9 protein-coding genes are annotated in these 14,340 nt (G+C 64.6%); 1 reads left to right on the top strand and 8 read right to left on the bottom strand.

What is annotated here, in order from left to right:
- Positions 1-75: 75 nt before the first annotated feature.
- The gene (locus tag AC1DB0_RS11670) at positions 76-1,794 is read right to left on the bottom strand and encodes a SulP family inorganic anion transporter (protein WP_476756914.1); all 1,719 of its coding nucleotides are present in this window, start codon (positions 1,792-1,794) and stop codon (positions 76-78) included.
- Positions 1,795-1,821: 27 nt separating this feature from the next.
- Positions 1,822-3,513, bottom strand: a complete 1,692-nt coding sequence (gene aspT, locus AC1DB0_RS11675) for an aspartate-alanine antiporter (protein ID WP_054426361.1) — start codon at positions 3,511-3,513, stop codon at positions 1,822-1,824.
- Positions 3,514-3,854: 341 nt separating this feature from the next.
- Between aspT and AC1DB0_RS11680 the strand changes: the two genes are divergently transcribed.
- The gene (locus AC1DB0_RS11680; RefSeq protein WP_476756915.1) at positions 3,855-5,576 is read left to right on the top strand and encodes a SulP family inorganic anion transporter; all 1,722 of its coding nucleotides are present in this window, start codon (positions 3,855-3,857) and stop codon (positions 5,574-5,576) included.
- 125 nt (positions 5,577-5,701) lie between these two features.
- Here the strand turns inward: AC1DB0_RS11680 and AC1DB0_RS11685 are convergent, their stop codons facing one another.
- From AC1DB0_RS11685 to AC1DB0_RS11710, 6 genes are all read right to left on the bottom strand, one after another.
- Positions 5,702-7,435 (bottom strand): mechanosensitive ion channel family protein, encoded by a 1,734-nt coding sequence (locus tag AC1DB0_RS11685; RefSeq protein ID WP_454668698.1) that lies wholly within the window; start codon positions 7,433-7,435, stop codon positions 5,702-5,704.
- 190 nt (positions 7,436-7,625) lie between these two features.
- A complete protein-coding gene (locus AC1DB0_RS11690) occupies positions 7,626-8,486 on the bottom strand; it encodes an isocitrate lyase/PEP mutase family protein (RefSeq protein WP_427950209.1) in 861 nt (286 codons plus the stop codon).
- Positions 8,483-9,985, bottom strand: coding sequence for an FAD-dependent oxidoreductase (locus tag AC1DB0_RS11695; protein ID WP_476756916.1), 1,503 nt, complete (start codon positions 9,983-9,985; stop codon positions 8,483-8,485). The genes AC1DB0_RS11690 and AC1DB0_RS11695 overlap by 4 nt, the downstream gene beginning before the upstream one ends.
- A complete protein-coding gene (locus AC1DB0_RS11700) occupies positions 9,982-10,590 on the bottom strand; it encodes a cysteine hydrolase family protein (RefSeq protein WP_476756917.1) in 609 nt (202 codons plus the stop codon). The genes AC1DB0_RS11695 and AC1DB0_RS11700 overlap by 4 nt, the downstream gene beginning before the upstream one ends.
- Before the next feature lie 9 nt (positions 10,591-10,599).
- Entirely contained in the window at positions 10,600-12,663 is a 2,064-nt protein-coding gene (locus tag AC1DB0_RS11705) for a hydantoinase/oxoprolinase family protein (RefSeq protein ID WP_476756918.1), read from the bottom strand.
- Positions 12,660-14,339, bottom strand: a complete 1,680-nt coding sequence (locus tag AC1DB0_RS11710) for a hydantoinase B/oxoprolinase family protein (protein ID WP_476756919.1) — start codon at positions 14,337-14,339, stop codon at positions 12,660-12,662. The genes AC1DB0_RS11705 and AC1DB0_RS11710 overlap by 4 nt, the downstream gene beginning before the upstream one ends.
- Position 14,340: the final 1 nt, after the last annotated feature.

Below are 14,340 nucleotides of genomic sequence, written 5' to 3' on the forward strand. Positions count from 1 at the left end.
CGAGCCGCAGACTGAGGGTCGTCGTCTGAAATCGGCAGGCCGAAAATTGGCAAGCCGAAAGTCATAGGCCAAAAGTCATAGACCCAGATAATTGTCCACGGCGCTTTCCACTGTGGGATGAAAGTGGTCGTCGCCCAGAATCTCCGTCAGCTCGAAACGTTTTAGCTTGTCGCGGACCGGGTCTTTCATCTCGGCAAAATGCAGGGCGGCGCCTTCCTTTGCCAGATGTTGGCTCAACTCGCGCAACATGTCCGCCGACGTGACGTCGACGCTTGTGACGGGCTCGGCCGCGACCACGACGCGCCGCACTGGCGTGGGTGACGCCTGCACGGCTTCCAGCAGCCGTTGCTGAAACAGCTCGGCATTCGCAAAGAACAGCGGCGCGTCCCAGCGGAACAGCACCAGCCCATCGATCAGCGCGGCATGCGGATACCGCTTCAAGTCGTGGTAGCCGCGCAAGTTCGGCACACGCCCAAGCACCGCAAAATGCGGCCGCCAGCCGTCCCACAGGAATTCGATGACGGCGATGACCACGGCCAAGCCGATCCCGGGTATGGCGCCGAACACCGCCACAGCGGCAAAACACAACATCGACAGCCAGAACTCCCATTGCTGGATGCGGTAGATGCGCCGCAAGTCCTTGAACTCGAACAGGCCGAGGGCGGCGGCGATCACCACGGCGGCCAGCGCGCTGCTGGGCAAATAGCGCAGCAGGTTGGGCGCAAACACCAGCAACAGCGCCACGGCCGCCGCACCGATCACCCCTGTCAGCTGTGTCCGCGCGCCTGCTGCCTCGGCCACGGGCGTGCGCGATGCGCTGCTGCTGATGGGGAAGCCTTGGAAGAAACCCGCCGCCAGGTTGGCCATGCCCAGCCCCACCATTTCCTGGTTCGGGTCGACGCGTGTGTGCGTGCGCGCGGCATACGTGCGCGACAGCACGCTGGTATCCGCAAACGAAATCATCGCCACGGCGCAGCCGCCGAGCACGATCGTGGCCCAGTCCGCATTGCTGAGCCATGGCCACGTGAATGTCGGCAGCCCCTGCGGAATCTCGCCCAGCACTTTTACCCCCTGGACGTCCAGCCGCAGCAGGCTCACGGCCAATGTCGCCAGGATCACGGCGATCAGAATGCCTGGCACCCGGTCAAAGCGCTTAAGCAGCAAGATCGCGGCCAAGCTGGCCGCCCCCACCGCAAAGGCATACCCGTTGGCCTGTCCATCGGCCACCGCCTGCGCGAGCCGCCACAGTTCTTGCAATGGGCCGGCATCCTCAATCGGAATCGCGAACAACTTCGGCAACTGGCTGACCAGCACCGTCAGCGCAATGCCATTCATGTAGCCATAGCGGATGGGCTTGGACAGCAGCTCGGTAATGAACCCGAGCCGCAGCAGACCCAACACGATGCAGAACAGCCCGGCGATGATCGCCATCAGGCTGGCCGCGGCCACCGCGCGCATGGGGTCGCCGCCCGACACGCTCAGCACCACCGCCAGAATCGGCGCCGCGAGCGCGGAGTCCGGCCCCAGCACCAGAATGCGGCTAGGACCAAAAATTGCATAGGCCAACAACGGCACAATCGTGGCGTACAGCCCATAGACCCCCGGCACGCCCGACGCCTCGGCATAGGCAATGCCCACAGGAACCAGCATCGCCGTCAACGCCAGGCCGGCAGCCAGATCCCTCGACAGCCAAGCCGCTTGATAGGACCGCAACACGGCCAGCCCGGGCAGCCAGCGCAGCCACCGCTGGGCCGGACCCTCATCAGAGGCGGGCGTGGGCATGGTGGCAGGCATGAAGGCGCAGGCCGATGGGCACGATCGTCAAACCAGCAGCCAAACGATCACCGTTCCCCACGTGGTCAGCAGAATATGCCCGAGCGCCACGGTGCCCGAGTAACCAATGACGGCGACCGGGCTATCCGATTTTTCCTGAACCGCGGCCAGGCCGGCCGTCATCGTTTGCGCCCCGGCCAGCGCCCCCAACAGTAAAAGCGGTTCCAGGCCAAGCAGATATCGTCCCACCAGCAATCCGACGAATTGCGGAACCATTGTCACCACAATGCCCGCCAAGAATATGGTCAGCCCGACTTCGCGCAGGGCATCGACGAAGACCGGGCCTGCCTTCAAACCGATCATGGCCACGAAACCGGCCAAGCCGATTGACTTCATGAACTCAAGCGCGCCATGCGAGATGCGGCCAAACAAAGGCTTCGCCGAATTCCGCCAGCCCACTAACAAGCCCAGGATCAGCGTACCCACACTGCTTCCAATGGCGATATGCATGCTGCCAATCGGCAGCACAAGCGACGTCCCCACCACCGCGCCGATGAAAATTCCAAAACCCAACGCAACAAAATCCGTGGAATCCATATCCCGCACCACGCTGCCGATACGCGCGGCCACGCGTTCAACGGCAGGCTCAAGCCCAACAATGCTGAGCACGTCACCACGCTGAAGCACCGTGCCGGAACCCACCGGTATTTCTACGCCATCGCGCCGGATTCTGCGCAGAAACACGCCGCGCACTTCCTCGGCTTGCTCCGCAACCTGAGCGACCGTCTTGCCGAACAGCCGCGAGTCAGACAGCACGACATCGAACACCGCGCTTGGAATGTCACGCAGTTCCCGGTCGGGTTCTTCGACGGCGTTGCCGTCCAACAGCTTGATGATCACGTCGCTTTTGCCAGAGACGGCAACGATATCCCCCGCGCGCAAGACGGTATCGGGCGCGGCCAACAGGAGGGAGCCGTCGCGCCGGATGCGTTCCACGAACACGCGCTCCGGGGCGTACAGCGATTCAACCCAGGCGACGGTTTGGCCCACCGCGGGGTGATCAGACTGAAAGCGATAGGCACGCAAGTCGAACTTGCGCCACGCGGAAGTCACGCCCGCTTTCTGCCGCTGAATTCCATAGACCAACTCAAGCTTGGCGCCTTCGGCCTTCAGATCCAAGCCCAATAACTTTGGCCCCAAACTCGAGCAGAACCAGATGACGCCGAACGTACCAAAGATGTAGCACAGCGCATCGGCCACGGCGATTTGGCTGATCAGCCGGTCTTTCTCCTCGACGCTGATGGGAAGATTCCGGATCGCTTCGCTGCCTGTGCCAATCGCTGGCGATTCCGTCAGCCCGCCTGATAGCAGGCCAACGGCATACCCGACCTCGAGCTTTAGCAAGACCGCCAGCCCCCATGCCGTGAGCAAGCCCGCAACCGGCACCACAATGCCAATCACCACCCACCGCCATCCGCCGTCCTTCATGCCTCGAAAAAAGCTTGGGCCCACGGAGTAGCCAATGCCGAACATGAACATCAGGAACAGCACCTGCTTGGCGGTGTCGGACACCGGCACACGGACGAAGTAGCCAATCAGCAGCCCCGCGAGCAAGGACCCGGTCACCGGCCCGAAGCCCACACCGCGAACCTTGAATCCACCGACCCAATAGCCCAGTCCGATTGCAAGGAAGACGGCTAGCTCGGGATAGCGCTGCAGCATGTTGCTTAGGAAGTCCATGGCGTTCGGCCCTCGAAAGTCGACGTTCTGGATCGTGGATGCGGCGCGCACCTGGGTGCTGGCGTCCTCCGGCTGCGCGCGCGGATATGTGATGCATTGTTGCTACCGATCAAGCGCAAAGTCCATGCTAATTTCGGCAAAATACCGTCAGTCCCCGCAAACGAAGAACGCGATGAATCGTCATCACGCCAAGCCGAATGCGACAGCGAGCTTGAACGCGCCGGTTCGATTCTTACGCCTTTTCGCCGGGATCATCATGGACGTCACGCGTTGCCCGGGATCACAATCAAATTCAGCTGCCAGCATCGGCAGCATCAGGTGGTGGCTCCCGGAGGCCCGCCATGAAAATCGAAGCGCCGGGAAAATCTGGACGCCGGCCGCACCTGCCTGAATGGTTACGCCATTACGACAAGCAGTGGATGGTGAAGGACGTCACGGCGGGGCTGACGGCGGCAGCCGTGGTCATTCCCAAGTCCCTTGCCTATGCCACCGTTGCAGGCTTACCGGTGCAGGTGGGGCTCTATACCGCGTTCGTGCCGATGATCGTGTATGCCTTCCTTGGCACGTCCCGGCCGCTCAGTGTCAGCACCACCACCACGCTGGCCATTCTTACCGCAACCGCGCTGGATCGCGCCGTGCCTGGCGGAGAGCCCGCTCAACTTCTGATTGCGACCGCGACGCTTGCGCTGCTGGTGGGCATCGTGCTGATCGCGGCGTCGCTCTTTCGGTTGGGATACCTGGCCAACTTTATTTCCGAGCCCGTATTGACGGGATTCAAGGCGGGCATTGCGATTGTGATCGTGGTTGATCAGGTGCCCAAGCTGCTCGGCATCCACTTCCCGAAGGGCTCGTTTCTATCGAACGCACTGTCCATTTTGCAAGGGCTTCCGCACCTCTCAATCGCCACAGCCGCCGTCGGCGCCATCACGTTGGTCCTGCTCCTTGTGCTTGAACGCGGCATGCCGCGCGTCCCTGCACCGCTGGTGACCGTCGCCATCGCCATCGCGGCCGCCAGCCTGTTCGGCCTAAGTGATCTTGGCGTGCAGACGGTGGGCGCGGTACCCACGGGCTTACCGTCGTTGACCCTGCCGGACGCTGCGTTGATCGGTCAGCTCTGGCCCATGGCGCTTGGCATTGCGTTGATGAGTTTCACCGAGACGATCGCCGCCGGACGCGCCTTTGCGAAAGTGGGCGAGGCCTTGCCCGACGCCAATCGGGAATTGATCGCCACGGGCTTTTCGAATGTGGGCGGCGCCCTCTTCGGCGCCATGCCTGCGGGCGGCGGCACCAGCCAAACCGCAGTGAACCGGCGCGCCGGCGCCTGCACGCAAGCAGCCGGTTGCGTCACGGCCGCCGTCACGCTGGGAGTCATGCTGCTATTGGCCCCCTTGATTGGCATGATGCCGCACACCACCTTGGCGGCGGTCGTCATCATGTATTCGGTTGGCCTGTTCAATCCGGCTGAGTTCAAAGCGATTGCCAGGGTGCGGCGCACCGAGCTGGTTTGGGCGCTGGTTGCGCTGGCCGGGGTGGTGCTGCTTGGCACGCTGCAAGGCATTCTGGTGGCCATCATCGTGTCGCTGGCCGCCCTGGCCCATCAAGTGTCCAACCCTCCCCTGCACCGGCTGCTGCGCAAGCCGCACACGAACCTGTACCGGCCTGCGTCCCCCGATCACCCCGACGATGAGGCGCTTGCAGGCCTTCTGCTGCTTCGGCCCGAGGGACGCATATTCTTTGCCAACGCGGACAACATCGGCCGGAAGATCACGCAGTGGATCGCCACGACGCGGCCCAATGTCGTCGTGCTGGATATGGGCAGTGTGTTCGATATCGAATACACCGCGCTGAAGAGAATGAGCGAGGCGGAGAGCCGGCTGAGCCGCGACGGCGTCTCGCTGTGGCTGGCGAACCTGACCCCCGGCGTGCTTGCAACGGTCAGGCGGTCACCGCTGGGCGAAACGCTCGGCGCAGACCGTCTGTTTCAAACGATTGAAGGGGCGGTTAACCAGTACCAGGACACCTTGCTGCAACGCCCTTCGCCGACAACCGGCGTGACTAGCTGAGCTTTCGCATTCGCGTTTTGGCGGCAACGGGGCGGTCCTCATCAAGCGGGGCAAGGATGGGAAAACAGAATACGCCACGCTGCCGCAACTCAATAATTGACGACGCCGACGCAGACAGCGCGTGATTAGCGTTCGGTGCTCTTATCCGGCGCCGCCGGCGCCGAATACCACTGTTCCGGCGCCACCACCTTCGGCACGTCGGGATCTCCTTCGTAGGCGGGGGTCATGATTTGCACGCCGTATTCGTTGAACACATCCAGGATATGGCGGTGCAGATCTGCATAGGTTTTGGCAATTCTCTGCGTATCGCGGACATACACATTCAGTTCATAGGTAACCGCAAAGTCTCCTAATTTGGTCAGCAGGATGAAGGGCTTGGGATCGGTAAGCACGACCGCCGTCCGCTCAGCCGCGGCGCACAACATGGCTTCCACCTGACGCCACGGGGTCTCATAGCCGATGCCGACCGTGGTGTGAAGAATCAGCCCTTGGGTGCTGGCCAGCGAACTGTAGTTGGTGACGTCACTGTTCAGTATCTGGGAATTCGGAATTGTGATTTCCTCGTTCTTGTTCGTCCGAATATGGGTCACCTGAAGGCGAACGGAGACGACTTCGCCGATCACGTCACCCACTTTGACCCGGTCCCCCACCTTGAACACCCGTCGATACGTCATCAGATAGCCGGCGATAAAGTTCGAAATCGCCGTCGATGAGCCCAGCGATATGACCAGGCCAATGAAGATCGAAATGCCCTTGAACGCCGCCGTTTCAGAGCCGGGAATATAGGGGTACGCCACGATGAACGCGAAGGCCAGAATCAGCACCCGGACCAGCTTGTACGTGGGCATGCCCCATTCCGGCTCGAACTGCGCAAACGTCACGCGCTTGTGCTCAACCGCATCGAAGAAATGCCTGACCCGCCGCAGAGCAAACCGTGCCAGGTAGAAGATGAGGACAAGGATAAGAATGTCCGGGATCACTGCCGCCGCGGATTTCCCCAGGTTCTCGGCGGTGTCAGTGGCCACGTTCAACAGGCCGTTGGACAGGGACCGGGTCCAGGGAAAGAGCGCAAGCACGTATTGCAGGTACACATACACCGATGCCACCACGGTCACGACACCAATCGCCAGCACCAGGCCGTGCAATGCCTTCCAAATGGTGTCTGAACGCAGAATCTCAAAAGACTGGATATCGACCGCCTTGACACGACTCTTCAACAGCTTGGATACCGCCTTGTCCAGCCACCGGTTAAGCAAGAGCAGCACGGCAATGACCAGCGCCAGCAGGACCGTAGCCCCGGCGCAGTAAAGGCCAGCCTTGAGCAACGTGTCGGCTCGGCGCGCCGCCCGGAATTCGTCAATGGCTTGTTTGATTCGCAGCAAGTGCAACGCCGCAAGATTGTCGCGGGTGGTCTGTTCAAGCTGGGCGTCCGCGTCGCTCACAATGATCAACGGGTTCTTGCCCGCCATGATCACCGTCCCGTTCCCAACGGTGTCGGTTCGGAGATCGGCGCTTGCAAACGAGGCATCCGCCGCCGCGTTCTTGATACGCTCGGTGATGGCCTCGGCGCGCTTACCGGCAGGAAAAGAGGACAGCCCCCGGACCTTGAACAGCACTTGCCCGTCGATCTCGACCGGCGCCGTCTCCAACGCCAGTTCAAGCGACGCCGCTTCCGAACGCGCGTCGTCCGCCGCAGCACACAGCGCTGGCGTCAAGATCAGCAGCAACACAGCAAGGATGGAGACCCGAATTCTTCTAGTCATTTTGCCCCCTCGTGCCGATACCGCCGTCTTCGTCCAGCACAGACAGCGCTTGCCCGGCCAGCACAATAGTTGGCCGAGTGGTCGCAGCGAATCCATGTTAGCGCCGTTGATCGGCGAAGTGCATTGCCTGCGACGAATTTCTGAGCATGCCGCGGGCGAAGGCGCGAGCGAAATGCTGGCGCCTTCGACATCAACAAGGCAGCGCGCTTAGGCCATCAGGAATAAGACCGCACTGCGGCTGATGCCAGGGCCGGACACCAAGGGGTGCAGTCGTACCCTTGCCTGTCTACCCTTCGTAACGCCGCCCTTGCTCCAGCAATTCCGGCGTGCCGATCACGGCGTTCAAGCCGTCGAAATCCAGCATCTGATCCTTCCACGGCGCCGTCGTGCCGTGCTGGCGCAGGCTGCCGTAATAGCCCTGCAAGGTGTGCGCCACGGCGCGTGCCGTGCCGCCCGGGAAGATGACGATGCGAAAGCCCAGCGCGGTCAATGCGTCAGCGCTCTGGACTGGCGTCTTGCCGCCTTCGACCATGTTGGCCAATAGCGGCACGCGGGCGGCAAAGCGGGCGCACGCCGCCTGCATCTGTTCAGGGGTGCGCAAGGCTTCGATGAACAACGCGTCGGCGCCCGCTTCCAGATAGGATTCGGCCCGGTCCAACGCGGCGTTCAATCCGTCGACCGCCAGCGCATCGGTGCGCGCCAGGATCAACGTGGACGACGACGCCCGCGCATCCACCGCCGCGCGCAGCTTGCCGCACATCTCAGAGGCGGGGATCACCGTCTTGCCGTCCAGATGGCCGCACCGTTTTGGAAACGTCTGGTCTTCCAGCTGGATCATCGCGGCGCCCGCGCGTTCAAAGCCGCGCACCGTGCGTTGCGTGTTCAACGCGTTGCCGAAGCCCGTGTCGGCGTCCACGATGACCGGCGTGGCCACACGTTCGGTGATGCGGGCCAGCGTGTCTTCAACTTCCGAATAGGTGGTCAGCCCGATGTCCGAGCGTCCCAGCCGGGTGTACGCGATTGACGCGCCCGACAAATACAGCGCGGAAAAGCCTGCCTGCTCGGCGATCAATGCCGACAGGGGGTCGTAGACGCCCGGCGCCAACACGGCGCCCGTGGCCAAGTGCGCGTTCAAGGGTTGCATCATGAAGATTCCTGTACAAGCGTGCGGTGAAGCAGCGTGGCCGCGGTGGCGGCGGCAATATGGCCGCCCGCCACTGCACTAAGCAGTCCGTTGCCGGACAGATAGCCCGACACGTCGTTGCCCGACACGCCGCGCGCCGCGCCGCCCGCGGCCAGCAGGTTGGGCAGCGGTTGGCCGTCGTGATTCAGCACACGGCATTGCGCATCAATATCCAGCCCGCCTTGCGTGTGGAACAGCGCGCCCGTCACCTTGATGGCGTGATACGGCGCTTGCAGGCTGCGTTCGAAACGGCGGCTGTGTGGGTCAGGGTTCGGGTCAGGGTGAGGGTCACCGCCCGAGCCGCTGCCCGAGTCAATGCCCGAGTTACTGCCCAAGCCCGGGTCGGAAGCCGTTGCATTCGGACGGACCCCTTCCAAGGTCTGACGCAATGTCTCCACGTCGCATCCGATCAGCGCGGCCAGTTCTGGCAGGCCGGCGCACGTCTTGACGGCGTGGCCCGCTTCAGCTGCAACGAAATCCGGAAAACCGCGCGCCAACGCCAGCGTGCGGTCGTCGAACACATTCCAGGCCACACCGCCCGGCTGCGATAGTACGTGGACGGCGGCTTCGGAATAGCCGTGCGTCTCGTCATGAAAGCGCTGGCCGCGCGCGTTGATCTGCACGCCGCCGTCCATCATCACGGCCCACGAGATCAGCGCCCCTTGCGGCGTTGCCCAGGAACCATGTCCCTGGTAGCCGCCCAAATCCGCCAGCCGTGCACCCAACTGCCTGCCCCATGCGATGGCGCTGCCGTCGTTACCGACATGGCCACCGTAGACGGCCTCGCGCATGGCGGGCAGATGCTCGGCCACCATGGCCGTGTTGCCGCCAAAGCCGTTGCAGGCCAGCAGCAGCACGTCGCAGCCGATCACATCCATCGAGCCATCGGGCCGTTCGCATCCAACAGCGGTCACGCGGCCGTCGTCATCGACCCAGATGTCTCGGGCGAGTGCTCGCGTCAGCAACATCGCGCCCGCCGTGGTCGCGGCGCGTTCCAGCGCGGCCACCAGCGCCTGGCCGGTGCGTTCCGGCAACGTGTGCATACGGCGCGCGGAATGGCCAGGGTAGAGAAAGCCGTCCAGCACGTCGAACGCCAGGCCGTGGCGCGCCAGCGCGTCCATGGCCGCGGCGGCAGCGCCGGTGTAGGCAGCCACCAGATGCGGCGCGGCCGTGCCGTGCGCCTTGGCCTGGATGTCGGCCGCAAAGCGCGCGGCGTCATCATCGATGCCGGCCGCGCGCTGCACGGCGGAACCCGCCGCCGGAATGAAGCCCGACGACAGCGCCGTCGACCCGCTGGGCGTGGCGTCGCGCTCGATCAATACCGTTTCAATGCCAGCTTCCGCCAGCCGCAACGCGGCGGTCAGCCCGCAAGCGCCCGCGCCGATGATGAGCACGGGCACATGCATGGCATCGGCGTGGGTCGCGGCATCTGGCTTGCCCTGTTTGATGGCGGGTGCGCTCATCCTGCCAGCCGGTCCAGAAAGCCCTGGCAGGTGGTGATGTCGGCCACCGTGCGCAAATCAGCCAGCGCGGCATCGTGCATGGCAGGCGTGGGCGCGGCGCAGCCGTCGGCCAGCACCGTCACGTGATAGTCGCGCATATGAGCATCGCGCGCCGTGCTGGCCACGCCACCGTTGGTGACGATGCCGGCGATGACCACGTTGGACACACCCGCGCGGCGCAGCACCCAGTCCAGCTGCGTATTGAAGAACGCTGAATACGCCACCTTCCAGACCGACACGTCCACCAGCCCGTCCAGCTCGGCCACGTTGGCCTGACCGCGCGACCCGGCGGCGAAATCGCCTTTCGCGAGGAACGGGCGTAACTGCTTCAGATGCGGCGAGATCATGGGTTCGCCATGCGCATCAGGCCACAAGGTGAACAGGCTGGCGGCCACCAAGCCGCCATGCGCCTTGACTGCGCGGGCAACCGGCGCCACGCGGGCTGGCAAGGCGCGCGCCTCGCGGCTGACGGCGCCGCCCCGGTCATACGCACCGCCCGGCGCCAGAAAATCGTTTTGCAGATCGACGATGAGCAATGCCGTCGTGCGAGGGTCCAAGGGATGCATGGTGGTCTCCTAGGCGTCTTGACGGCTGATCAACAGATTGCCCAGCGCATCGACGCGGCCGGCAAAGCCGGGTTCGATCCAGATGGTGGTGTCCGGCTGCTCAAGAATGGCGGGGCCCGGCACCTCGGCGCCTACCGGCAAGTCCAGGCGCGCATAGCGCACGGCGTCGCGCCATTGCCCAGCGTGAAAGACGTGTTGCGTACCCAGCGCTGCGGGCATGTCCTGGCAGGTCGGCGCCAGCAGCGACAGGTCAAACTTGGGACGCTGGCCGATGCGGGCATAGCGCAGGTTCAGAATGCGCACGGCAATGCCGCTCAAGGTTCTGCCAAACGCCGCGCGGTAGGCGCGTTCGAAGGCGGCCGCAATGCCCGGGCGTGTCAATGCATCGCGCGTGACCTCCACGCGCACGGTGTGGCTTTGGCCCACGTACAGCATGTCCAGCTCGATGCTTTCACGGATGCCCTCAAAGGCCACACCCGCCGAGTCCAACCGTTCCTGGCAAGCCGCCGCCAAGCCGTCAATGCGCGCGACCAGATCCTCGGTATCCAGCGCATCCAGCGCCGTGTTCAGCGTCTGCACGCCGTCGTGCCGCATGTCGGCCATGACGCAACCCAGCGCAGACGTCACGCCCGGGTAGCGCGGCACGATGCCGTGGGCGGCGTCGACTTCATTCATCATGGCGCACACGTGCAGCGCGCCGCCGCCGCCGAACGGCATGTAGGCGAACTTGCGCGGATCGTGCCCGCGTTCAATCGACACCACGCGAATGGCGCCCGCCATCTTGGCGTTGGCCACCGTCAGGATGGCCTCGGCTGCGGCGTGTACGTCCAGGCCCAGGGGTTTGGCGACGTGCTCGTCGATGGCGGCGCGCGCCAACTCCACGTTCATCGTGGCCAACAGGCCGCCACCCAGCGGGCGGTCTGCCGAAATGCGGCCGAGCAGCACGTTGGCGTCGGTGACGGTGGGGCGGGTGTTGCCCCGGCCATAGCAAGCCGGGCCGGGGTTGCTGCCCGCGGATTCGGGGCCGACCTGCAACAGGCCGCCCGCATCCACGCTGGCAATCGAGCCGCCGCCCGCGCCGATGGTTTCGATCTGAATCATCGGGGCGCGCACGACCATACCGAAGTCGATCACGGTCTGCGCCGACAACGAGGCTTCGCCGCCCGCCACCAGCGACACATCGAATGACGTGCCGCCCATATCCCCAGTGACGACGTTGGGAAAGCCAGACGCGCGCGCAATGGCCGCGCAGGCGATCACGCCTGCCGCCGGGCCTGACAGCGCGGTGCGCACCGGCACATCGCACGCCGTCTGCCGCGACATCACGCCGCCGTTGCTCTGCACCACCAGCAGTTCGCCTTCGAAGCCGTGCTCGCGCAGGTCGGACTCCAGACGGGTCAGATAGCTGCCCACCACCGGCTGCAACGCCGCGTTCAGCACGGCGGTGGAGCAACGTTCAAATTCGCGGATTTCGGGCAGCACTTCAGTCGCCGCAGTGACATGGCTGTTCGGCCAGATCGCGCGCACCCGGGCCACGGCCTGCGCTTCGTTGACCGGGTTCGCATACGCATTCACGAAGAACACGCACACCGCTTCGCAGCCCTGCTCCAGCAACGACCGCGCCGCCGCCTCGACCTGGTCCAGGTCCACCGGCGTATGCACCGTGCCGTCGGCCAGCACGCGCTCGCTGACTTCCAAGCGCAGGTCACGCGGAACCACCGGCTCGTAGTTGCCGCGCAGGCCCCAGGTTTGAGGACGATCGCGGCGGCGCATTTCCAGCACATCGCGAAAGCCCGCCGTGGTGATGATGCCGGTGCGCGCCACTTTGCGCTCCAGCAGCGCGTTGGTGCCAACGGTGGTGCCGTGCACGATGGTGGCGATGGCGCCCGCGCCATCCGCCACGCGGGCAATGCCGTTCATGAAGCCGCGCGCTTCTTCGCCGCGCGTGGACGGCACCTTGACGACACGCGCCGTGCCGCCGGCCTCGTCCAGCACGAACAGGTCCGTAAACGTGCCGCCCACGTCCACGCCGACGACCAATCCTTGAGTGGGTGTTTGATCTGCCGCGCTCATGCCAACTGCTCCTTCTTGTTGTTGGCGATATCGCCCACATAGCCCATCTTGCGATCATGCTCACGCGCCGTCGTGCTGCGGCCGGCGGGGTCGCCATACCCGCCCCCGCCCGGCGTCTCCAGCCGCACGCGGTCGCCGCGCTGCAACTGGATGCCCAGCATTTTTGAACTCATGGGCGGCGTGCGCCATTGCCCGTCCTGCTGATAGCGGAAAACGTTCAGCGCGGCCTGGCCGCCGCCCGCGATGCCCTTGGGCGCGCTGCGCCCGCGCTCACCAAAGATGAACGCCTCGGCGCTGTCTTCCAATAATTCAATTTCGTAGATGGCGCCCAAGCCGCCGCGATGCGCCCCGTCGCCCGCCGAGTCCGGCCGCAACGCCCATTGCGTGAAGCGCACGGGATAGGCGGCCTCAAGGATTTCCAGCGGCGGAATGGTGGCGGTGGAGATCGGCGCATTGCCGTGGCTCAGGCCATCGCCATCGGAATGGCCGCCGTGGCCGCCGCCAAAGAAACTGAACATCACCCAGCGCTGGCCCTTGCGTGCCGCATCGCTGCGATAGCCGGCAATGGACAGCGCGTTGATCGTGCCGTAAGCCTGCGCCATGGCGCGTTCGGGCGCGGCTTGCGCCATCGCGCAGAAGATCACGTCGATCATGCGCAGAATGGTTTCGGTATAGCCGCCCACCGGACGCGGCCGGTCGGCCGAGATGACCAGGCCATCGGGCAACACCACGTCCACCGCGTCCAGCACGCCCGCATTGGCCGGCACATCCGGGAACAGGTGCTTCAGCGCCACGTAGCAAGCGGCGATGGCGGTGGCGCGCGAAATATTGACGGGGCCCGCGCAGGCGGGCGACGTGCCGGTGAAATCCAGCGTCAGCCGGTCGCCCGCGATCTTCAGCGTGAGCGCGATGCGCAGCGCCACGTCGCGCACGCCGTCGTTGTCCAGCATGTCCTCGAACGCGTATTCGCCGTCGGGCAGCTGCGCGATGTGGTCACGCATCAAGCGGCGCGCGCGCTCGCGCAAGGTGTCCAGGGATTCCAGCACGATGGCGTCGCCGTACTCATCCAGCAGGCCATCCAAGCGGCCGGCGCCCAATTCCAGCGCAGCCAGTTGGCCATTCAAGTCGCCCCACAGGCTGTCGGGCAAGCGGGTGTTGGCTTTCAGGATGGCCAGCACGTCCAGGTCCAGGACGCCCGCGCGCACGATGCGCACCGGCGGAATCTGCACGGCTTCCTGCCAGCATTCGGTGGCCGCCGGGTTGTAGTTGCCCGGCACCGCGCCGCCCACATCGTGCCAATGCGCGGCGGACGCCAGAAAGCAGAACAGCTGGCCGCCACGGAACACCGGGCGCACCAGCTTGAAATCATTGGCGTGCGTGCCGCCCTCGTAGGGGTCGTTGAACAGCCAGACGTCTCCTTCCACCATGCCGCCGCGCTCGGCCGCCACCTTGGCGGCGGCCTTCACCGCGAAGGCCATCGCGCCCACGAAGACGGGCAAGCCAGACTTGCCCTGGATCAGGGTGGCGCCCGTGGCCGCGTCGTACATACCGTGGCAGGCGTCGTGGGCCTCGGCAATGATGGGGTTGAACGCGCTGCGGTACAGCGTCGCGTCCATCTCATCGGCAATCTGTTCCAGACGGCCCTTCAGGACCGCCAGGGTGACGGGATCAAGCATG

It is taken from the genome of Achromobacter sp. 10T422 (genome assembly GCF_056394065.1).